This is a genomic window from Motilimonas thetidivivens, from assembly GCF_046452435.1.
GTDB lineage: Bacteria > Pseudomonadota > Gammaproteobacteria > Enterobacterales > CBDFNC01 > Motilimonas.
Window position 1 is genome coordinate 41,567 of record NZ_JBKFDK010000024.1, and the last position, 21,398, is coordinate 62,964.

The window sequence follows — 21,398 nt, forward strand, 5'->3', positions numbered from 1 at the left end:
CTAAATGAGTAAAGGCTCAGCATTAACGATGCAGCAAGCGCGTTGCCCATTTAAGTTTTGATTGAGAATGGTCTCGAGTAATACTTCATCTCCCACACATCCTTGCTCATCAAATAGACACAAAGCGGTATCGTGATCGCGGCAGATGTAGTAAGGCGTTTCTATGGTCATCTGCTCTTTACAACCGTCTTGATCGAAATAAGTTACTCGGTAGCGTTTGGTCGTCATTGCGCTTCTCTGTTAGCTAGGTCGAAGTTACATTATAGGAACAATGTGAAGAAAATGTTAAATCCAAGATTGGCGAAATTTCACAAATTAGTTTTGCTGTTAGCGGGTATCGTCTTGGCTGTGATTATATCGGCTCTGATTGCGCATCATTATTTGCAAACATTACATGTGATGACGCAGGCATATGACCTCGAAACGCAAACGCCTTATCAAGCGCCGTCTTGTAATCAGGCTCAGTTAAATGTATTAAAGCCCGCTTCTCGCGGCTCCTTGTTGCCTGCCGAGTTTAGTTTACTGGTGTGGAATGTGTATAAATATCAAGATCCTCGTTGGCAAGGAACACTTGCAAACTTGCTTAAGACGCACCACTTAGCGCTGCTGCAAGAAGCGAGCAGTGATAGCCAAGTTAGTCAATTTTGGCAACATCGAGGATGGCAAGGCTTTGGTGCTAGTGCATTTAGTCAAGATGGCAGGTTTTTTGGGGTGCAAAATTTGGCTAAGGTAGAAGGTCAGCTTGTTTGTGTTGAACTCAGTCCTGAGCCGTGGATCCAACTTCCGAAATCGACATTAGTGACCTTGTATCCGATGGCTGATACTGCAGCTGGACTGTTGGTCATCAATGTTCATGGGATCAATTTTACCTTAGGTACAGCAGACTGGAATCTTCAGTTAGCGAATTTGTTTGCCTTGGTCGAGCGCCATGTCGGCCCGGTTATTTTTGCTGGAGACTTTAATACTTGGAGTCGTTCTCGTCAGCTTGAGTTGCGTGAGCAGGCTAAGCAGGTGGGATTATCTGAGGTTAGCTTTACACCGGATCAGCGACTAGTCGTGATGGGCGAGCCATTGGATCATATATATATTAAGGATATTGAAGTGGTTAGCGCCAAGGCTTATGCCTTGGCTGGCTCAGATCACTTCCCTATGGAAGTGGCGTTTAAAGCAATAAATTAGCGGGCGTCCGCTACTTTGATGGTTAACGACTGACCTGGTTTAAGAGAGCGTGGGTTGCTGATTTGGTTCCACTGCTTTAATTCTTCTACAGTGACTTTATAGTCTTGAGCGATTGCGCCGAGTGAATCACCACTTTTAACAATATAAACCATCGGCTTAGCCAGTTGAGCGTTAACTGTAGTCACGTTAATCTGAGGTTGATTGAATACTTTTAACTCTTGTCCCAAGCGTAAGGTACTGCGCTTGGTTAAGTTATTCCACTTAGCTAAATCTTGATAGTTTACCTTGTACTTTTTGGCAATTTCCCACAGAGTATCACCTTGCTTTACCGTGTGAATGGCTGCTTTTCCTCGTTTCGCTTCGGTTCTTTTTTGTACTTTGGCCACCTTATCTTGTTGAGCGGTTTGGACGTCTGAAATAGGGCCTGATGATGGTATCAACAAAAATTTACCCGCTCTGATGCTATTGCCTTTGATGTTATTGGCTTTACGCAGAACATCGGCTTGGGTATTAAACTTTTTCGCAATCAAGCCAAGGGAGTCCCCTTTTTGGATCTTGTATCTTTGCCATTTTACGCGATCAGATTTAGGCACACTTGAAAGGGCTATTTCGAATTGCTCTGCATTTTCAATCGGCAGTAATAATTCGTGGGGGCCAAGGGGAGAGGTTGCCCAATGATTGAAGCCTGGGTTTAATTGCAATAACTGCTCGGTGTCGATACCGGCTAATTTGGCGGCAAAAGCGAGATCTATCTGTGAGCCCGTGTTAACTGTGCGAAGCACTGGCGCGTTTTTGAACTTAGGCAACGGCATGTGGTATTTTTCATTGTTACGAATCAGCTCTGCCAAAGCCAACAGTTTAGGGATATAAGCATTGGTTTCTTTCGGTAAATCCAAGTTCCAATAGTCGGTGGGTTTACCGGCTTTGCGATTTTTCTTGATAGCGCGAAGGACGCGGCCTTCACCCGCGTTGTAGGACGCGATGGCATGCAGCCAATTACCGTCCATCATCTCGTTAAGATAGGTTAAGTAATCTAATGCGGCGTTAGTCGATGCGATCACATCACGCCTGCCGTCGTACCACCAATCTTGTTGCAGGCCAAAGCGCTTTCCGGTAGAAGACAAAAACTGCCACATGCCAGAGGCATGACCGTGAGAATACGCGAACGGATCGAAAGCGCTTTCAACTACAGGCAATAAGGCTAGCTCAAGTGGCATGTCACGCTTTTTAATTTCTTCAACAATTAGAAACAGAAAAGGCTCGGCGCGTTTGGAAATGCGGCGCATATAATCGGGGTGCTTTAAATACCAATCAACGTAATACGCAACGCGATCATTTTCCGCCGCAGGTAACTCAAACCCATCGATGATCACCTGCCATAAATCGGACTCAAGTGGCTCAGGTGAAAGTTTCACCACACGTTTAGGTTGGGTAGATGGAGTGGGTTGATCAGGTTTAACTACCTTAGGTTTAGGTGTAATTGAGACTTCTTGGGGAGCTTTTGGGGTGTCAGTGGTTTGACAACCAACCAAAAAAATCGTCAATGTTAGGGCCAGAGGTAGTTTCATTTTCATCACTTTTATCAAAAAAATCGCCACATGTTAGAGAAGCTGGTGGCGGGAATCAAGGAACTAACTCTCATCTTTCCATTTTCTTAGCGCTGAAAATACCATTTCTGGGGTCGTGATCGCTTCGGCGCAGTGAAGTTGAACTGCTTGTAAAACAGTGGGTTGGTCACAGCGTAAGAAAGGATTAACCTTTTTTTCATGGCTTAAAGTAACCGGTAATGACGGCAACCCTTGCTGCCTGAGTTTAGCGACTTGCTTGATGGCATCGGTGATGGCTAGGTTATCGGGCTCAACTTGATGAGCAAAGGCTAAGTTACTAAATGTATATTCATGGGCAGGGTAGAGCAGTGTATTGTCAGGAAAATCAAGATAAGAGCTGACGGAGTGATACATTTCACTCATAGTGCCTTCAAATACACGACCGCAACCAGCTGAAAACAAACTGTCACCACAAAACACGTGTTGAGTGTCATCCTCTAAGACATAATTAATGTGCTCAAGGGTATGGCCTGGTACAGCATTAACCCTAAAAACAAGTTGGTTGATTTCTAAGCGTGCGCCAGCAGCGACTTCGGTAAATGCTTCAGGGCATCGCTTTTGAGGCGCTCTCTTGCCAACGGGAGTCGCTTGCCATTTGGGGCCATAAATGGCTAAAGGTTGTTGATATTGCTGTTGTAAATATTCTAAGCCGCCGCCATGATCGCGGTGGTAATGAGTCAGTAATATCGCCGTTAGCGTAAGATCATGTTGTTTCAAAAAATGGTACGCGGCTTGGCCGTCGCCAGGATCGACTAGGATAGCGGTTCGCTGCTCATTTTTAATAAGCCAAATATAATTGTCGTTAAAGGCTGGGATAGGTAACACTTGTATCATCGCAGTCGCTCCGTTAGCTTGAATTAATCCGAACATGATGGCTCGCTAAAAGGATTTTGATGCAGCTTTATTGCAGCCTTGAAGCGATATGATAACCTTAACGTATTCTAACCATATGAGAACTTCATGCGTCCAGCTAAAACCAGCCGAAAAGTGTATGATCCGCAAACATGGCCAGATTTACCTGCTGGAGAATGGTTGCAACAACAATTACAGCAAAGGTTGGATAAATGGTGTCCGCAGTTGTTTGGTTATCATTTGATTAAATTGGGCCAGTTAAGTGCCCAGCTTAACACCAGCAGTTGCACTATACGCCATCAGGTGAATATCTCTAGCGGAAATGTATTGACCGGACTCGTTGCACAAAGTAACGCCTTACCCTTGCAAGAATCTTGTATTGATGTTTGTTTACTCGCCCACGGCATAAACTTTGTCCAAGATCCCCATCAAATGTTGAGGGAAGTAGAGCGGGTACTGACCGCCGATGGTTTTCTGTTGCTGAGTGGTTTTAATCCGGTGAGCTGGCATGGCCTAAGCCAATATATTCCGTTTAATCGCAATCCTTGGGTAAGCCACAGTCGTATGTTTACCCCTGCGCGGATCCGTGACTGGCTGCATTTATTAGGTTTTGAAATTTTAGCCGATGAAAAATTTGGCTTTGGTTTTTCGTTGGCGCGAAATGAAAAACTTGACTGGTGCGAGCAGGCTGGGCAACGTTTTTTCCCCATTTTATGCGACAACTATTATATTGTGGCACGTAAATCGACACGGCCAATGACGCCGATCAAAGAGAAATGGCGCTTAAAAAGACCGATACTCACGGCTACGCCATTTGCCAACTGTCATGGCTCCGATCCCAGCGTGAAAAAAAGCAAATTATGACGCGTGCTGGCGCATTTTATTAATGCGCTAACACAAGTTTTAGCAATTAAAGTGAGCTGATATAACCAGAATCAACGATTAAGTCGCTGGATTCGGCTGCCGAGCGCGCTAACTCATCACAACGCTCATTTTCCGGGTGGCCGGAATGACCTTTCACCCAACGCCAATCTATGTCGTGTTTTTGGCTTGCCTCATCGAGTTGTTGCCATAGGTCGACATTTTTTACCGGTGCTTTACTGGCGGTTTTCCAATTACGCTTTTTCCAGCCATGGATCCAACTGGTGATGCCTTGTCGGACGTACTGGCTATCTGTGGTCAGAATGACCTTGCAGGGACGCGTGAGGGCATTTAAACCTTTAATACAGGCGAGTAGTTCCATCCGATTGTTGGTTGTAAGCTCATAACCTTGTGCCAGCTCTTTTTGATGGCCAAGGTATTTCATGACCACACCGTAACCTCCGGGGCCGGGGTTACCTAGGCACGATCCATCAGTATATAGTTCAACCTGTTTATTCATTTTTGTTAGACTAGTAATAATAACGACAACATGGAACAGATATGAACACAGAGCAGACCTTGAGACAAGTGGTTCTTGATACAGAGACCACAGGTATGAATTTCGATAGCGGTCCTCATTATCTAAACCACAATATTATAGAAATAGGTTGTGTCGAGTTAATAAACCGCCGATTAACGGGGCGTCATTACCATGTTTACATTAAACCCGACAGGCTGATTGATGCGGAGGCGATCGGGGTTCATGGTATCACCGATGCATTCTTAAGAGACAAGCCAAGCTTTGCCCAAATCGCGCCTGAATTTATCGAGTTTATTAAAGGGGCTGAAGTGATTGCCCATAATGCGCCGTTCGATATCGGCTTTATGGACTATGAGTTTGATAAGCTGAAAACGGGCATAGGTAAAACCGCAGATTTCTGTCAAATCACCGATACCTTGCAAATGGCCAAGGAGCTGTTTCCCGGTAAGCGTAACAACCTCGATGTGTTGTGTGATCGATATGGCATAGATAACTCTCACCGTACCTTGCACGGCGCATTACTTGATGCCGAGATCTTAGCTGACGTTTACTTGCTGATGACGGGCGGACAAACGGCGCTTAATCTCAATCAAGACTCAGAAAACCAAGATAACCAAAATCAGCAAGGCATTATGCGTTTAAACAGTCATCGAGCCCCGTTAAAAGTAGTCAGCGCAAGTGCAGATGAACAACAAGCCCACCACGAAAGACTGCAATTAATAGCGAAGAAGGGGCCTTGTCTATGGCTAGATTAATGAGTCGAATCCTGGGTGTTATTGGCCTGACATTGAGTCTCTCGTTGAGTGCCTCGTTGGGAGCCGTTACATTTATTGAAAAAAATGATATCAGTTTACTCGATAACCGTTTTCGAATTGACCCCATGGCGGAAAAGGTCACCTTTGTCATTAAACGCCAACCTGGCGCTGCGGCCACTATTTTAGTCCAACCCGATGGCAGTAAACTTTATTCCAGTCGTCACCCAGACAATGTGAAATGGCACGAAGGCTTACAATTTGACATGATCACGATTGATAAGCCGATGCCAGGACCTTGGCAAGCCGTTGGGCGGCTTAGTCCAGATAATGCGATCCGTATGGTGACGGATCTACAGCTATATATGGATAAATTACCCAGTACCTTATATGCCAACGAACAGGTTAAGTTAACCACCGCACTATTGAATAAAAGTGGTCAGCCGGTCGCGGAGGACTATATCCAAGATCTGATTATTCGCATGACGTTTACCAGCCTAAATGATGAAACCGATGATAATTTTGGTTATGGCCATAAGGTTAGCTTTCAGTTTTTAGATGACGGCAAAGGTTACGATGAATATCCTCGTGATGGTAAGTTGACCACCCATCCCAGCATTAAGATGCCATCAGGTAAGTATCGTGTTGAAGTTTCTACCCGTAACGAAGTCTTTACCCGCGCCTTTCGTCAAGACCTATTAGTTTATCCGGTACCTATTACGTTAAATATCACCGAATCCTTTGAGCAACCTGGGCCTATGTTGCACTACCAAATTGATATGGATGAGATATTGCCAGAGACATTAGTGGTAAAGGGAAGCTATGAAGGGGTGTTAGAGCAGCCATTGGATTTTGTTGGCCACGGTGAAGCAGACAAAGATGTACTGACTGTTACCTTGCCTCGCCCTGAAGAGGCTGGCAAATACACGGTTTCTACCATGGCTTATGCCACGACCCGAGCCGGACGCGAAATTGTATTAGAACTAGAAGAGCAAGTTTTTCGTGTGGTGCCACCACCTGCGACACCTGAACCGACGCCAGAGCCAACCCCTGAGGTCGTGCCGGAGCCTGAGCCAAGCCAATTATCATTTTATCTGATGCTAGGTGGGGCCATCTTATTGTTCATATCGCTCGTGCTGGTGGGCATTATTTGGTGGAAGCGAAGAAGTGTACAACGCATTGCTGCAAAACTGGCAGAGCAGGGACAGCAGCAAACAGATCCAACAGCATCGCCTGTGGAAGAGTTGAACCTAGAACAAGAGAGCAAAAAAAAGTAAGCCCTAGTTAGCTTAATCAAGATGAGATGCTGACTTGCTTGGTTGATTGTGCGATTGAAATATCGCACTTTTGACCGACTCTCTACACATAGAGTCAAGAAATAAAGAAGCCAAAAGGGGTCGTTGTGGTGCAAATATCACCACCTTGTATGTAATTTCAACAAAGATTGTTCGATATGAAATCAAACAGTCATTTTTCCGATTTTTTTACACATTCTTTGTTGACTCGGTAGGGGCATGTACGTATTATCTGCGCCGCACACAACGAAGCGCTAATGAAAATTAGCAGCGCGTTGATGTAGTGGAGCGGTAGTTCAGTTGGTTAGAATACCGGCCTGTCACGCCGGGGGTCGCGGGTTCGAGTCCCGTCCGCTCCGCCACTTACAATGTGTTAGCGTCAACAGCTAGATGAAAGTCAAAGTTGAATATAGATAATACGGAGCGGTAGTTCAGTTGGTTAGAATACCGGCCTGTCACGCCGGGGGTCGCGGGTTCGAGTCCCGTCCGCTCCGCCAATTATCTAAAAATGTTTGTTATGGAGCGGTAGTTCAGTTGGTTAGAATACCGGCCTGTCACGCCGGGGGTCGCGGGTTCGAGTCCCGTCCGCTCCGCCAACAAACATGCAATATTATTTCTTCGGAGCGGTAGTTCAGTTGGTTAGAATACCGGCCTGTCACGCCGGGGGTCGCGGGTTCGAGTCCCGTCCGCTCCGCCAGAAATAGTATAAAAATTGATTAAGATAACGGAGCGGTAGTTCAGTTGGTTAGAATACCGGCCTGTCACGCCGGGGGTCGCGGGTTCGAGTCCCGTCCGCTCCGCCAACATCTCAATCAGTTAAAGCAAAATTTGATACATATAGCGGAGCGGTAGTTCAGTTGGTTAGAATACCGGCCTGTCACGCCGGGGGTCGCGGGTTCGAGTCCCGTCCGCTCCGCCAATATCGTATCAGCCAAGCAAACGCCTCTAATCTTGATACTTGCCTTTAATCTCCAAAAATAAACCCAGATTATCATTGAGCAATTTGACTAAGCTAGGGTCAAAGTGTTTACCTGACTCGCTGTTAATCAAATCCATTATTTCTTCAATTCCCCAAGGCTCCTTGTAACAACGTTTTGAGCCAAGCGCATCGAACACATCGGCTAATGCGGTCAGTCTACCCTCGATAGGAATGTCTTCGCCTTTAAGGCCGTTGGGATAACCACTGCCATCCCACTTTTCATGGTGATACATAGCAATGGCTGCACCAGTGCGTAGAAGCGGGATATCGGAGTCATAAAGCATATCGTAGCCTAGCTTGGCATGGGTCTTCATTATTTCCCATTCGTCAGCATCGAGTTTGGCGGGTTTGTTCAGCACCGCATCTGGGATCCCAACCTTACCGATATCATGTAATGGCGACGCTTGTTTTAAGGTTTCTACTTGCTCAGGCTCAAGCCCCGATAGTCTAGCTAACAAGGCTGTGTAGTTTGCTACGCGCTTAACATGGCTACCGGATTCTTTAGAGCGGCTTTCCACAACCTCGCCTAGGCGATACATAATTTCTTTTTGGTTGTCTTCAATAACTTCATTTAAGCGAATGTTTTCAAGCGCAACGACGATGTTTTCGGTAAATAAATTGAGTAGATGAATGTCTACATCGCCTAACTCACGTGTTCCTTCGATGTGAAAAATCAGATTATGGCGTGGGTTTTTACAATAAATGACCACTTCATTTTCTTGATATACATTGGCTTTATCTTGAATGGCTAGCTGCAAAATGGGGTGGTGCTGCAATTCTCCTTCGCTATCTTTATCGTCAGCGGTGGTATGCAGCATTTCCAACTCTGCGTCTTTGAGCTCGTATGCATGTTTGATGTTGTAGATGGTGGTGTCTTCAAGCTCCAGCAGCGCGGTTAGTTGCTCCAAAGCGCCTTCGACAAAGCTTTCTAGAGCGGTTTTTTCAAAAATACCCTTGGAAGCTTGGATAACCTTTTCTAAACCGCGCTTATTACGCTGCAAACTACAAATGTCGCGGTAGGAGCGCAGGCTTGCTCTGATTAAGGTGCGCAGTTTTTGCGACGTGAGCTCTGTTTTGTCTTTGTAGTCGTTAATGTCATAGCTTTCAACCACATCGTCTTCGGGAGCCTGACCGGGTTGCCCGGTACGTAAGACGATCCGCACACTGTGGTTATCTAGCTCTTCACGAATATACTTAACCACTTGCAAACCGGCATCATCCGTTTCCATGACAACATCAAGTAACACCAAGGCAACATCGGACTCAGAGCGTAGAATTTCCCGCGCTTCACTGGCGGAGTAGGCGTGTAAAAAACGAATGCTTTTGCCATCAAAGCGAAACTGACTCAAGGTCACTTTGGTAATGCGGTGTACTTCTGATTCATCATCGACAATTAACACCGTCCAATGCTGGATTGCACTGGTCGGGAGCTGCTCGTCATCATCGATAATTAGGATATCGTCATCCATGGGCTGCCTGAACATAGTAAAATCGGTATATTTAAGAAATAGACTATCTCCTTGAGTTTTCAAATATTACGCAAGAAGAGTTTGGTCGTCATCACGTCTTAACTTGGCTTTAACAAATGCTATGCCTATAATCGTGGCTCTAAAATATCTAAGAAATGAACAGGATGATGTACATGGCTGTAGAAACGACCTTCTCTATTATCAAACCAGATGCAGTAAAACGTAATTTGATTGGCACTATTTATCAGCGCTTTGAACAAGCAGGATTGAAAATTGTAGCGTCCAAAATGCTGCAACTAAATCCAGAGCAAGCAGCGGGTTTCTATGCTGAACATTTAGGACGTCCATTTTATGAACCGCTTATCGGCTTTATGACTTCAGGCCCGATCATGGTACAAGTGCTTGAAGGTGAAGACGCTATTGCCAAAAATAGAGAAATCATGGGCAAAACCAATTTTGAAGAAGCGGCTCCGGGTACGATCCGAGCAGACTTTGCCACATCGGTGCGCGAAAACTGTGTACATGGCTCCGATAGCCCAGAATCTGCTCAACGTGAAATCAGTTTCTTTTTCTCTAGCGATGAAATTTTCTCCACAAAATCATAAGCAAATAGGTCGCATTGGTTTAGTGCTTCGCTAAGCCAATGCTTTTTGTTTATTCTGCTCTAGTAACCTCGTTATAATCTTTGTACAATTCGCGACCAATTTTTAGCTGTAATCCACCGCTGTGAGAGCTTATGTCTGATCAAAAAATTAACCTACTTGATTTAAACCGTGCCGGCTTGCGTCAATTTTTCGCCGATATGGGGGAAAAGCCATTTCGAGCTGACCAAGTGATGAAGTGGATTTACCATTTTGGTGTTGATGATTTTGATGAAATGACCAATATCAACAAGCAAATGCGTGAGAAGCTAAAACAAAAAGCGGTGATCCAAGCCCCTGAAGTTTCCTTTGAACAACGCAGTGCCGATGGCACCATCAAGTGGGCCATGAAAGTGGGCAACCAAGATGTTGAAACGGTTTATATTCCTGAAGGGGACAGAGCCACGTTATGTGTTTCTTCTCAGGTTGGCTGTGCCCTTGAATGTAAATTTTGTTCAACTGCGCAACAAGGTTTTAACCGCAACCTATCGGTTTCTGAAATCATCGGTCAGGTGTGGCGCGCGGCCAAAATTATTGGTCCGGTAAAAGCCAATGGCACAGGTCAACGGCCGATCACCAACGTGGTGATGATGGGGATGGGTGAGCCGCTACTTAATATGAAAAACTTAGTACCGGCTTTGGAGCTGATGCTAGATGATCTAGGCTTTGCTTTGTCTAAGCGTCGCGTTACTGTGTCAACATCGGGTGTGGTTCCTGCGCTGGATATTTTGGGTGACAAAATTGATGTTGCGTTAGCTATCTCTTTACATGCGCCTAATGACCAGCTGCGCTCAGAGATGATGCCCATAAATGATAAGTACAATATCCAAGACTTTTTAGCTGGCGTTAGACGTTATATTGCTAAATCTAAAGCGAACCGCGGTAAAGTCACCATAGAGTACGTGTTATTGGATCATTATAATGATTCGACGGATCTGGCTCATGAGCTAGCTCACTTGGTGAAAGACTTACCTTGTAAAATTAACCTGATTCCGTTTAATCCATTCCCTGAATCGGATTACGCTAAACCCAGTAATAGCCGCGTTGATAGGTTCAACAAAGTGTTACAAGAATATGGCTACACAGTGACGGTTCGTAAGACGCGCGGTGATGATATTGATGCGGCATGTGGTCAATTAGTGGGCGATGTGATAGACAGAACCAAAAGAACAGCTAAAAAACGGATGCAAGGCGAGTCAATTTCCGTCACAATGACAGAATAATTTGTTAGATACTTGTGGTGTATGAAAAAAATTCTCCTAGGTGCGAGTGTTTTATTGAGTCTACTGGGCTGTGTCAGTGAAACTACAGTGGCTGGAAAAAATGTTAGCCAAACCGTGGATTACGACGGTGCGGCTAAGGCAAGGATGCAATTAGGTATTCAGTATTTACAACAAGGTAATACCGAACAAGCCAAGTTTAACTTAGAAAAAGCGCTCTCTTACAATTCTCGCGATCCTGAAATATATCGGGCACTGGCTTATTACTACGAAGTAGTCAATGAGCCAAGATTAGCTGAAAAATCTTATCGCCAAGCTTTATCACTTGACCGCAATGATGCCGATACGATGAATAACTACGGCACATTTTTATGTCGCGAGAAACAATACCAAGCAGCCGAAGAACAATTCCTCAAAGCAGTGAGCATTAGCACTTATGTGAGAGTGGGTGACACCTACGAAAATGCCGGCTTGTGTGCCAAACAAGCGGGTAATCTTGATAAAGCTTTAATTTATTTTAATAACGCGTTATCGCACAGTCCAAGAAAGCCTGTGTCTTTGGTTGAGATTGCATCGATTTATGTCACTCAAGAAAAGTATGAAGATGCGCGTAACGTACTTTTGCAGTATCAAAAAGTAGCGCAGGATTCGCCACAAAGTTTGTGGACTTGGATCCGCCTAGAATCAGCTCAAAATCGTGAAACGGCAGTCAGATCTTTTGGCAGACGTTTAGTCAATAAATTTCCTCAGTCGATTGAGTCACAAAAATACTTAAAAAATGAATACTGAAAATAATTCCCCAGAAGAAATTCAAGATCTTGGCCCAAGTGGACCAGGTCCTATGCTGCGTGCAGAGCGTGAAAAACAAGGTTTGACGGTAACCGATATAGCGGCTCGTCTTAACCTGCGCGCGCACAATATCAATGACATCGAAAATGAAACATTTGATCCTAAAGTGTCGCCCACCTTTATCAAAGGCTACCTCAAAGCTTATGCCAGGATCTTAGGCATCAGTGAAGAAGAAATTTTAAATGCCTATTACAGCTTAGGGATTAAAGAGCCTAACAACACGCCGATGCAAAGTTTCTCTCAGCGTACCCAGCAAGAAGCGCACAACAACCGATTGACTTGGGTAAGTTGGGCGATTGGTGCTGCGTTAGTCGGGATGCTGGTTTGGTGGTGGTTGCAAAAGGCGAGTTTGGAGCCGGCGACATCGGATCAACTTGTCAGTGAAAGCATTATTGCTTCAATTGAGCCAGATCATGCCACTCAAGATTTACCCATTCAGCAAGAAGTGACTGAGCAAGCCGAAGCGGTATTACCTCAAGAGATCCCGCTTGATATAAACGCAGATACGAATAATGCCACTGATGCGAATGAGTCAGCTGAGCAAGAACAAACAGTTGCGGGTAATGACAGCGAAACTGGCGCTGAGCAAGCGAGCGACGTGGCAACGCAAGAACAACAAAGTGAGCCAACGACAGCGCCTGTGGTTGATAATTCTGTGCTAAACATTGATTTAACTTTCTCTAACGACTGTTGGATCAAAGTGACCGATGCGGATGATAAAACCTTAGCCATAGGTGTAAGAGAAAAGGGTTCAAGTTTGACATTAACTGGCAAGGCACCGGTTAAATTCACTATCGGTGCACCTAAAGCCGTGGCGATTACTTACAATGGTCAAACTTACGATATGTCTCAGTATAAAGCGGGCAAAATTGCGCGTTTTGAATTACCGGTAAAAGAATAACGAGTTATGCATCAAACATCTCCGATTAAACGTCGTCACAGTACGCAAATCATGGTGGGTAATGTACCCGTAGGCGGCGACGCGCCGATTGCGGTGCAATCCATGACCAATACTCGCACCACAGACGTTGAGGCAACGGTTAAGCAAATCAAATCCCTTGAAGATGTCGGCGCCGATATCGTGCGTGTTTCTGTGCCTACCATGGACGCGGCCGAAGCGTTTAAGCTGATCAAGCAGCAAGTCAAGGTGCCACTGGTAGCCGATATTCATTTTGATTATCGTATTGCCCTTAAAGTTGCTGAATACGGTGTCGATTGTTTACGTATTAATCCCGGCAACATAGGTCGCGAAGACCGTATTCGCGCCGTGGTCGATTGTGCTAGAGATAAAAATATACCTATTCGCATCGGGGTGAATGGCGGTTCATTAGAGCGCGACATTCAAGAAAAATACGGCGAGCCGACCGCTGAAGCCTTATTGGAATCAGCCATGCGTCATGTTGATATCTTAGATAGATTGAACTTTGACCAGTTCAAGGTCAGCGTGAAGGCATCCGATGTGTTTTTAGCCGTGGGTGCGTATCGCTTGTTGGCCAAACAAATTGTGCAGCCACTTCATTTAGGCATCACTGAAGCGGGCGGTTTACGCAGTGGCTCGGTTAAGTCAGCCGTGGGTTTAGGCATGCTGCTTGCTGAAGGTATCGGTGATACCTTGCGTGTTTCGTTAGCTGCCGATCCCGTTGAAGAAATCAAAGTGGCCTATGATATTTTGAAATCGCTGCGTATTCGCAGTCGCGGTATCAACTTTATTGCTTGCCCAAGTTGTTCACGCCAAGAGTTTGATGTAATCAATACCGTCAACGCTCTTGAGCAACGCCTAGAAGACATTTCTACCCCACTGGATGTATCTATCATAGGTTGTGTGGTCAATGGGCCGGGTGAAGCGCTTATCTCCGATTTAGGCATCACAGGTAGCAGCAACAAAAGTGGTTACTATGAGGATGGCGTTAGGCAAAAAGAGCGTTTTGATAACGACAAATTAGTCGAGTTATTAGAAGCTAAAATCCGCGCTCGGGTATCTACCCTTGATCCAAGTAAAAAAATAGAAATTCAAAACCAGTAATTACTGCATTCACGACTAGCCAGGTTTTACCTGGCTAGCAAAAATCCCTATAATGCCTGCTAATTTCCAGCCATCATCTTAATAACAACGGAATTTCAAGTGGCCAAATCGATCCAAGCTATTCGCGGGATGAACGATTGTTTACCCGAACAAACGCCAGTGTGGCAAAAAGTAGAAAATATTCTCAAGCAAGTCGTCAGCAGTTATGGCTATTCTGAAATTAGAATGCCGATTGTTGAAAGCACCCATTTATTCAAACGCTCTATCGGTGAAGTAACTGATATCGTTGAAAAAGAGATGTACACCTTTGATGATCGTAATGGCGATAGCCTGACCCTTCGTCCTGAAGGTACCGCGTCATGCGTACGTGCGGGTAACGAACATGGCTTGCTATATAATCAAGAGCGCCGCTTGTGGTACATAGGTCCTATGTTTCGTCATGAGCGCCCGCAAAAAGGCCGCTACCGTCAATTTCACCAGTTTGGTGTAGAAGTTTTTGGCATGGCCAGTGCTGATATTGATGCCGAAGTGATTTTGATGACGGCGCAGTTTTGGCAAAAGCTGGGTATTAGCGAACATGTGGAGCTGCAATTAAACTCCCTAGGCTCAAATGAAGCGCGCGCCGTTTACCGTGATGCGCTCGTGGCTTTTTTGTCTTTGCATGAAGATGCGCTAGATGAAGATTCTAAACGTCGCATGCACACTAATCCTTTACGTGTTCTTGATTCCAAAAATGAACAAGTTCAGGCTATCTTAGTGGATGCACCTAAGCTATCCGATTACTTAGACGAAGAGTCTAAGCAGCACTTTGCCAAACTGTGTCAGATTTTAGATGCGGCGGGCGTGAAATACGTGGTGAATGAAAAGATAGTGCGCGGCTTAGACTACTACAACCGCACCGTATTTGAGTGGGTAACGCAAAGTCTGGGCTCTCAAGGCACGGTTTGTGCCGGTGGCCGATATGATGGTCTCGTTGAGCAAATTGGCGGCAAAGCAACCCCTGCGGTAGGTTTTGCGATGGGCCTAGAGCGTTTAGTGTTAATGCTAGAAACCTTAGAGCTCAACCAAGATGTGGCACCTGCGGTCGATGTTTATTCGGTATTAGTGGGCGAGGGCACAGATATTCAAGGTATGTTGCTTACTCAGCAATTGCGCCAAGCGCTGCCAAGTATTAAAGTGATGAACCATTGCGGTGGCGGTAATTTTAAGAAACAAATGAAACGTGCTGATAAATCCGGCGCCCGTATCGCGTTGATCTTAGGTGAGTCAGAAATGGCAGAGCAGCAAGTGACCATCAAAGATTTAACAGGGAAGAATGAACAACAAACCGTTGCACAGACAGCCATGGCTGATGTCGTCGCAATGATGCTTGAGAATAAAGGGGTATAACGTGGTAGGTTACGAAACCGAAGAACAACAGGTTGATGCGATAAAGAATTGGTGGAAAGAAAACGGTACTGCGGTGATTTTTGGTACTGTTGTTGGCCTAGGCGCATTATGGGGCTGGCGTTACTACAATGAACAAAAAATTGCAGGTCAAGAAGCCGCATCACAAGCCTATAGCCAAGCTGTTGAAGTGCTAGAAAGTGGCAGTGATGATGCTTGGGTGAAAACCCAAACCTTTATCGAACAAAACTCAGATAATAACTACGGCGCGTTAGCAGCCATGATGTTAGCTAAATCTGCGGTCGACAAAGGGGACTTTGAACTTGCTCTTAACCAACTTAACTGGTTGAAAAAGAACAAAGCGAGCGAAATCCTATTACCTGCCGTTAATCTAAGATTGGCACGCGTTCAGGCTGAGTTAAAACAATTCGATGCTGCTTTAGCCACCCTAGGTGAAGTTAAAGATGAAGCCTTTAAAGCTAAGGCCGAAGAAGCTAAGGGTGATATCTTCCTGCAACAAGGTCAGCTTGACCAAGCTAGAGCTGCTTACCAAGCGGCTGTTATCGCGGGTGGTGAAGCAGGTAATCCTGCATTAAAAATCAAACTTGATGATTTGGCTCAACCTGCAGCGTTATTACAAGACACCACCACTGATGAGGTTGTGAATGGATAATTGGTTGAAAAAGGTCACGCTAGTCTGCGCATCAGGTTTGATGCTACAAGCGTGCTCTTTGTTCGATTCCGAGGAAGACAGCGTGGTGATGGCTGAATTGCCCGTCATCGTTCAGTCTTATGAGCCAGTGAACGAGTGGAGTGCATCTGTTGGTGATGGGGTAGAGCATTTTTACTCCCAATTACAGCCCGCTTTTATTGGCAACCAAGTGTTTGTCGCCGATCGTGAAGGTTTAATCAAAGCTTTAGACGTTAACTCTGGCAAACAACTGTGGATGATTGATATTAGTAAGCATGAATCCAATGCCCTTAACAAAAGCGCAAGAATATCTGGCGCTATCACAGCCAGCTATGACGCCATTTATGTTGGTACAGAAAATGCGCAGTTGTTTGCTATCGATGCTGAAACCGGTGAAGTACGCTGGGTGAGTAATACTGGCGGTGAGGTAATCGCTAAACCTTTGGTTGAAGGTGGACGCGTTATTGTTCACAACAGCAAAGGTGATTTGTATGCGTTTCAGGAATATAGCGGCGAACGCGTTTGGCAACTCGACTTTGACCAGCCGGCATTAACCTTGCGTAGCGCGTCGGAGCCCGTTGAAGCCGGCGGTGCAATCTTGTATGGCCGCGCCGATGGTAAATTTGTTGCCGTTATTGCTGAAACCGGCATCCCTGTTTGGGAGCGTCGTATCGCGGTGCCTAAAGGGGCCACTGAGTTAGAGCGTATTGTTGATGTGGATGCTAAACCTATTATTGTGGGCGCCACGGCTTATGTTATTGCCTATAATGGTGATTTAGTTTCCTTCGACTTACAATCGGCAGAGCCAGTTTGGAAGCGTAATTATTCTGCTTACAATTCAATGGCTATCAGTGGTTTTAATTTGTATTTAACCGATGAGAAAAGCCATATCTATGCTGTTGATCGCCGCACGGGTGCGCAAGTTTGGAGTAATACCCAACTTGAATATCGTAATCTCACCGCGCCGGTTGTGGTAGGAGACTATGTTGTGGTTGGCGATGCGGAAGGTTATCTGCATTGGTTAGATCGTGATGGTAAATTTGTTGCCCAGCAAAATCTGGACAGCGATGGTTTATATACTGCGCCAGTTGTGTATGGTGATAAAGTCATCGTCCAAACTCGAAGTGGTAAAGTGATCGCTCTGGCTCGTCCTTAACAGCCAGATTGTCACCTTTGTTATATGGCTCCTTATTATAAGGGGCCTTTGTTATTTATAGGATTATTAAGATGTTACCTGTGCTTGCTCTGGTGGGGCGCCCAAATGTTGGCAAATCTACCTTATTTAACCGACTAACTCGCACGCGGGATGCATTAGTTGCCGATTTTCCCGGCCTAACCCGCGACCGCAAATATGGTCAGGCTAATGTTGCTGATTATTCCTTCATCGTCGTTGATACCGGCGGTATTACAGGTGATGAAGAAGGCATTGATGCCCTAATGGCAGGCCAATCATTACAGGCAATAGAAGAAGCCGATGCGGTATTCTTCTTGGTTGATGCGCGCGCTGGCTTAACGGTGGCAGATGAAGCTATTGCTATGCATCTACGCAAACAAGAAAAGAAAGTCTTTCTGGTGGCGAACAAAACCGACGGCATTGATGCTGACTCAGCCGTGGGTGAGTTTTATAAGCTAGCCCTAGGTGAGGTTTATCAGATTGCGGCAGCGCATGGTAAAGGGGTTCGCTCACTGATTGAAAAGGCGTTTGAAGACTTTGACGAGTTTACGCCTGAAGCAGAGCCATTGGCAGAATCAGAGCTTGATCAAAACGATGACCTGTCTGAAGTCGATTTAGCGCAGCTTGATGCTTTGGAACAAGCGCAAATCGCTGAGCAAGAGCAAGCTTTTGCTGATATGCCGATTAAGCTAGCCATTATTGGTCGTCCAAATGTGGGTAAATCAACTCTGACAAACCGCATTCTTGGTGAGCAGCGCGTGATTGTTTATGACGCACCGGGCACCACGCGTGACAGTATTTATATCCCAATGAAACGCGATGATCGCGAGTACATCCTGATTGATACGGCTGGGGTTAGACGTCGTAAAAAAGTCTATGAAACGGTAGAAAAGTTTTCGGTTATTAAAACCCTCAAAGCCATTGAAGATGCTAACGTGGTGATGCTGGTTATTGATGCGCGTGAAAATATTTCAGACCAAGACTTAAGCTTATTGGGTTACACCCTTAATGCTGGTCGCTCTTTGATTGTGGTTATCAACAAATGGGACGGCATTGATTCAGAAGTGAAAGACAGAGTTAAGAGCGAACTTGATCGCCGTCTAGGCTTTATCGACTTTGCTCGCGTGCACTTTATTTCTGCTTTGCACGGCACCGGAGTGGGTCACTTGTTTGAGTCGGTACAAGAGGCGTACACCTCGGCGACGAAACGTGTATCAACTTCTATGCTGACGCGCATCATGCAAATGGCGGCAGAAGATCATCAGCCACCATTAGTGAAAGGACGTCGAGTTAAATTGCGCTATGCTCACGCGGGGGGGTATAACCCGCCACGTATTATTGTGCATGGTAACCAAGTGTCTGCACTGCCTGATGCCTATAAGCGTTACTTGATCAACTACTTTAGAAAGTCGTTGAATTTAATGGGTACACCTATTCGCGTTGAGTTTAAAGAAGGTGAAAACCCGTTTGCTGGCAAAGTGAATAAACTCACCGCATCGCAAGAGCGTAAACGTAAGCGGATGATGAAGTTTCATAAAAAGTAACCGGAGGTGAAGATGAAAGCCTTGGCATGTCCTAGCTGTAATGAACAGATGAACTATTTAGGTAAGTTTACGTATCACTGTGAAAAGTGTGACAAAACCTATCAGGCACAAGTGCACTGCGATAAATGTGGTGAGCGTTTAGAGCTGCTTAAAGCGTGTGGTGCGGTTGATTTTTTCTGTAACAGTTGTAATGAGATGAAGTCTAAGTCGAGTGCTGACTACAGATTAAGCGAGCTTGCTCAATAATCTCCTAATAATCCCCTTTAAGTTACAAACAAGTGGAACTTGCTCTTACGAGCAAGTTCCCTATCTGTTAAATCTATAAATCCCTTTCCAAGTCGATTATCTCTTGCTCATGTAGCGCGTTTGCTAACTCAACTTTTGCTTCTTGCATCATATGCTCAGCTTGATGAAGATGATCTTGCGCAAGATGAATTTTGTGCTCTACTTTTTCTTCCTCGGTTAGGTATGGGCTACGAGCGCGTGAGTTATCCATGATGTGCCTCCTCAGTTATATTCATCCCATCAAACGTTACAGCCTGACAATTGAGTAACATAGGGACTAAGTCATTGAGATCTGTCGATCGCCTAATTGAGAGAGTTACTTTGTCACTGTATTGCAAAGGTTAACCCCCAGTTTCCACCGACTAGGTGGATTGCCTTACCCTTTGCAAAGATCCATGCAACAGCATCTAGGAATAACTCGCTCCATACTTATATAGTAGTGTTTGGCCAGTATAGTGAATGAAAAAGCGACACTAAAATTAATCAAATAAGACTTATTATTGTCTGATATCAAGCTTTGCAACGCGAACTAAGTTATTGGTATTAAAGTTGCAATCGCATCATTTTGTTATTTATTGCACCTTAGCAACGATTTCACCTTGGGCAAATCGCGTGGTGATCAAGTCGCCTTGGCTTAATTGTTCACTGTTATCTATTACCTTGCCTTGGCTATCTGTGGTAATCGAGTAACCTCGGGCTAATGTGGCTAAAGGACTCACAGTGTGAAGCTGCTGGAGCAGGGCTTTTTGTTGTTGCTGACTTTGCTTAAGGTATGAGGTCATGCCCCGCGTTAGCCGCTGGCAAAGTTGTTCATGCTGGACTTGCAGGCGCGAGATCCGTTGTAAAGGTTGAGTTTGGCTTAATCTATTTTGTAAATTGCTTAGCTTGGTTTGGCGCAGGCTCAGCATATGTCTAAGGCCTCGATGCAGCCTTAATTCAAGCTCGTCTAACCGCTGCGCTTGCAATTGTAACTTAGCTCTAGGCTCGTGATGAGTGAGCATTAATTGCTGCTGTTTTAACTGATTGGCCAACTTGTTCAGAATAGAGAGCATGCCTTGCTTGAGACGATGTTGCTGCTCGCTGATCCGGTTGTTCCAGTACTGGGCGTCTTGGCTGAGTAACTCAGCGGCGGCCGATGATGTAGCGGCGCGAACATCGGCAACAAAATCACAAATGGTTACGTCAACCTCGTGACCCACCGCACTAATTATAGGCAGTGTTGAGTCAAATACCGCGCGCGCCAAGGCTTCTTCGTTAAAGCACCATAAATCTTCCATCGAGCCGCCGCCGCGACCCAATACCAATAAATCAACCTCATTGCGCTGGTTGGCTAATTGGATGGCATTTATCAGTTGTGGTGTGGCCGCTTTGCCTTGTACTTGGCTCGGGTAGATAATGATGTGTAAGCTTGGGTTACGGCGCTTCAATACCGACAAAATATCGTGCACCGCAGCGCCCGTTGCCGAGGTGATCAAACCCACGCGAGTCGGGTGGGCGGGTAACGCTTGCTTATGTTGGCTGGCAAACAGGCCTTGCGCAGCTAATTTAAATTTGAGCGCATCAAAAGCTTGTTGTAATAAGCCTTCACCCTCAGGAGCCATAGACTCAAGGATCAGCTGATAATCGCCTCTGGGCTCATATAGGCTAAGCTTGGCGCGTACCAACACTTGTAAGCCATTTTTAGGCCGCAAACTCACTTTACTATTGGCACCTCGAAACATGGCACAGCGCACTTGGGCTTGGTCATCTTTTAAGGTTAGATACCAGTGACCTGAGGCGGCCATGGTTAAGTTAGAAATTTCGCCACTGAGCCAAACCGTGCCTAGGCCTGTTTCGAGTAGTTGTTTAACTTCTTTATTTAATCGACTAACGCTATAAATAGATTGCACTTTAATTACCACGAATTACTAAGCAAGTGAGGTTTCACGCTATTGTAACCATAAATGCACTAATGACGCCAAAGGCTTACAAAAATATGGAAAATTATGAAAATTGTATTTGTTAAAAGTGTGACAAAGCCATATAATCCCGTCGCAATATTCTACTCCCA

Annotated in this window: 21 protein-coding genes and 6 tRNA genes; 20 read left to right on the top strand and 7 right to left on the bottom strand. The window is 45.4% G+C overall.

The annotated features are described in order from the left end of the window. Positions 1–228: a hypothetical protein gene (locus ACK8OT_RS15920; RefSeq protein ID WP_410197497.1), complete on the bottom strand. Its 228-nt coding sequence runs from the start codon at positions 226–228 to the stop codon at positions 1–3. Between the two features lie 54 nt (positions 229–282). Between ACK8OT_RS15920 and ACK8OT_RS15925 the strand changes: the two genes are divergently transcribed. Further along, positions 283–1,179, top strand: coding sequence for an endonuclease/exonuclease/phosphatase family protein (locus ACK8OT_RS15925; protein ID WP_410197522.1), 897 nt, complete (start codon positions 283–285; stop codon positions 1,177–1,179). Here ACK8OT_RS15925 and ACK8OT_RS15930 read toward each other — a convergent pair. Further along, the gene (locus ACK8OT_RS15930; protein ID WP_410197498.1) at positions 1,176–2,747 is read right to left on the bottom strand and encodes a LysM peptidoglycan-binding domain-containing protein; all 1,572 of its coding nucleotides are present in this window, start codon (positions 2,745–2,747) and stop codon (positions 1,176–1,178) included. The genes ACK8OT_RS15925 and ACK8OT_RS15930 overlap by 4 nt on opposite strands. A gap of 63 nt (positions 2,748–2,810) precedes the next feature. After that, a complete protein-coding gene (gene gloB, locus ACK8OT_RS15935) occupies positions 2,811–3,656 on the bottom strand; it encodes a hydroxyacylglutathione hydrolase (RefSeq protein WP_410197499.1) in 846 nt (281 codons plus the stop codon). Positions 3,657–3,746: 90 nt separating this feature from the next. Between gloB and ACK8OT_RS15940 the strand changes: the two genes are divergently transcribed. Further along, complete coding sequence (locus ACK8OT_RS15940; RefSeq protein ID WP_410197500.1) at positions 3,747–4,502, top strand: class I SAM-dependent methyltransferase; 756 nt, start codon at positions 3,747–3,749, stop codon at positions 4,500–4,502. Positions 4,503–4,548: 46 nt separating this feature from the next. On the opposite strand, the gene rnhA is transcribed toward ACK8OT_RS15940, so the two are convergent. Next, positions 4,549–5,019, bottom strand: a complete 471-nt coding sequence (gene rnhA, locus ACK8OT_RS15945) for a ribonuclease HI (RefSeq protein WP_410197501.1) — start codon at positions 5,017–5,019, stop codon at positions 4,549–4,551. A gap of 41 nt (positions 5,020–5,060) precedes the next feature. Between rnhA and dnaQ the strand changes: the two genes are divergently transcribed. The 8 genes from dnaQ (at position 5,061) to ACK8OT_RS15985 (ending at position 8,006) form a co-directional block, all read left to right on the top strand. After that, positions 5,061–5,795: a DNA polymerase III subunit epsilon gene (gene dnaQ / locus ACK8OT_RS15950; protein WP_410197502.1), complete on the top strand. Its 735-nt coding sequence runs from the start codon at positions 5,061–5,063 to the stop codon at positions 5,793–5,795. Further along, positions 5,795–7,069 (top strand): TIGR03503 family protein, encoded by a 1,275-nt coding sequence (locus ACK8OT_RS15955; protein ID WP_410197503.1) that lies wholly within the window; start codon positions 5,795–5,797, stop codon positions 7,067–7,069. Before dnaQ ends, ACK8OT_RS15955 begins: the two co-directional genes overlap by 1 nt. 303 nt (positions 7,070–7,372) lie before the next feature. Continuing rightward, positions 7,373–7,449: transfer RNA gene (locus ACK8OT_RS15960), tRNA-Asp, on the top strand. Between the two features lie 58 nt (positions 7,450–7,507). Next, positions 7,508–7,584: transfer RNA gene (locus ACK8OT_RS15965), tRNA-Asp, on the top strand. Positions 7,585–7,606: 22 nt separating this feature from the next. Further along, a tRNA-Asp gene (locus ACK8OT_RS15970) sits at positions 7,607–7,683 on the top strand. Between the two features lie 24 nt (positions 7,684–7,707). Continuing rightward, positions 7,708–7,784, top strand: a tRNA-Asp gene (locus ACK8OT_RS15975). Positions 7,785–7,813: 29 nt separating this feature from the next. Then, a tRNA-Asp gene (locus tag ACK8OT_RS15980) sits at positions 7,814–7,890 on the top strand. A 39-nt stretch (positions 7,891–7,929) separates the two neighbouring features. Further along, a tRNA-Asp gene (locus tag ACK8OT_RS15985) sits at positions 7,930–8,006 on the top strand. A 26-nt stretch (positions 8,007–8,032) separates the two neighbouring features. Here ACK8OT_RS15985 and ACK8OT_RS15990 read toward each other — a convergent pair. Next, positions 8,033–9,535 carry a DUF3369 domain-containing protein gene (locus ACK8OT_RS15990; protein ID WP_410197504.1) on the bottom strand — a complete coding sequence of 501 codons (1,503 nt, stop codon included), beginning with the start codon at positions 9,533–9,535 and terminating at the stop codon, positions 8,033–8,035. Positions 9,536–9,708: 173 nt separating this feature from the next. Here ACK8OT_RS15990 and ndk point away from each other — a divergent pair, with 173 nt between their 5' ends. The 10 genes from ndk (at position 9,709) to ACK8OT_RS16040 (ending at position 19,309) form a co-directional block, all read left to right on the top strand. Further along, positions 9,709–10,140 carry a nucleoside-diphosphate kinase gene (gene ndk / locus ACK8OT_RS15995; RefSeq protein ID WP_410197505.1) on the top strand — a complete coding sequence of 144 codons (432 nt, stop codon included), beginning with the start codon at positions 9,709–9,711 and terminating at the stop codon, positions 10,138–10,140. 131 nt (positions 10,141–10,271) lie between these two features. After that, positions 10,272–11,399, top strand: a complete 1,128-nt coding sequence (gene rlmN / locus ACK8OT_RS16000) for a dual-specificity RNA methyltransferase RlmN (protein ID WP_410197506.1) — start codon at positions 10,272–10,274, stop codon at positions 11,397–11,399. Between the two features lie 21 nt (positions 11,400–11,420). Continuing rightward, on the top strand, positions 11,421–12,185 hold the full coding sequence (gene pilW, locus ACK8OT_RS16005) for a type IV pilus biogenesis/stability protein PilW (protein WP_410197507.1): 765 nt from the start codon (positions 11,421–11,423) through the stop codon (positions 12,183–12,185). After that, a complete protein-coding gene (locus tag ACK8OT_RS16010; protein ID WP_410197508.1) occupies positions 12,175–13,146 on the top strand; it encodes a RodZ domain-containing protein in 972 nt (323 codons plus the stop codon). The genes pilW and ACK8OT_RS16010 overlap by 11 nt, the downstream gene beginning before the upstream one ends. A 6-nt stretch (positions 13,147–13,152) precedes the next feature. Next, positions 13,153–14,268: a flavodoxin-dependent (E)-4-hydroxy-3-methylbut-2-enyl-diphosphate synthase gene (gene ispG, locus ACK8OT_RS16015; protein ID WP_410197509.1), complete on the top strand. Its 1,116-nt coding sequence runs from the start codon at positions 13,153–13,155 to the stop codon at positions 14,266–14,268. 99 nt (positions 14,269–14,367) lie between these two features. Beyond that, positions 14,368–15,657, top strand: coding sequence for a histidine--tRNA ligase (hisS, locus tag ACK8OT_RS16020; protein WP_410197510.1), 1,290 nt, complete (start codon positions 14,368–14,370; stop codon positions 15,655–15,657). Position 15,658: 1 nt separating this feature from the next. Next, entirely contained in the window at positions 15,659–16,327 is a 669-nt protein-coding gene (locus tag ACK8OT_RS16025; protein WP_410197511.1) for a YfgM family protein, read from the top strand. Beyond that, positions 16,320–17,501 carry an outer membrane protein assembly factor BamB gene (bamB, locus tag ACK8OT_RS16030; protein WP_410197512.1) on the top strand — a complete coding sequence of 394 codons (1,182 nt, stop codon included), beginning with the start codon at positions 16,320–16,322 and terminating at the stop codon, positions 17,499–17,501. Before ACK8OT_RS16025 ends, bamB begins: the two co-directional genes overlap by 8 nt. Positions 17,502–17,572: 71 nt before the next feature. Next, complete coding sequence (der, locus tag ACK8OT_RS16035; RefSeq protein ID WP_410197513.1) at positions 17,573–19,063, top strand: ribosome biogenesis GTPase Der; 1,491 nt, start codon at positions 17,573–17,575, stop codon at positions 19,061–19,063. 12 nt (positions 19,064–19,075) lie between these two features. Continuing rightward, on the top strand, positions 19,076–19,309 hold the full coding sequence (locus tag ACK8OT_RS16040) for a zinc ribbon domain-containing protein (protein WP_410197514.1): 234 nt from the start codon (positions 19,076–19,078) through the stop codon (positions 19,307–19,309). A 73-nt stretch (positions 19,310–19,382) separates the two neighbouring features. On the opposite strand, the gene ACK8OT_RS16045 is transcribed toward ACK8OT_RS16040, so the two are convergent. Then, a complete protein-coding gene (locus tag ACK8OT_RS16045) occupies positions 19,383–19,559 on the bottom strand; it encodes a hypothetical protein (RefSeq protein ID WP_410197515.1) in 177 nt (58 codons plus the stop codon). Between the two features lie 361 nt (positions 19,560–19,920). Continuing rightward, positions 19,921–21,249, bottom strand: a complete 1,329-nt coding sequence (gene xseA / locus ACK8OT_RS16050) for an exodeoxyribonuclease VII large subunit (protein WP_410197516.1) — start codon at positions 21,247–21,249, stop codon at positions 19,921–19,923. Between the last annotated feature and the right edge of the window lie 149 nt (positions 21,250–21,398).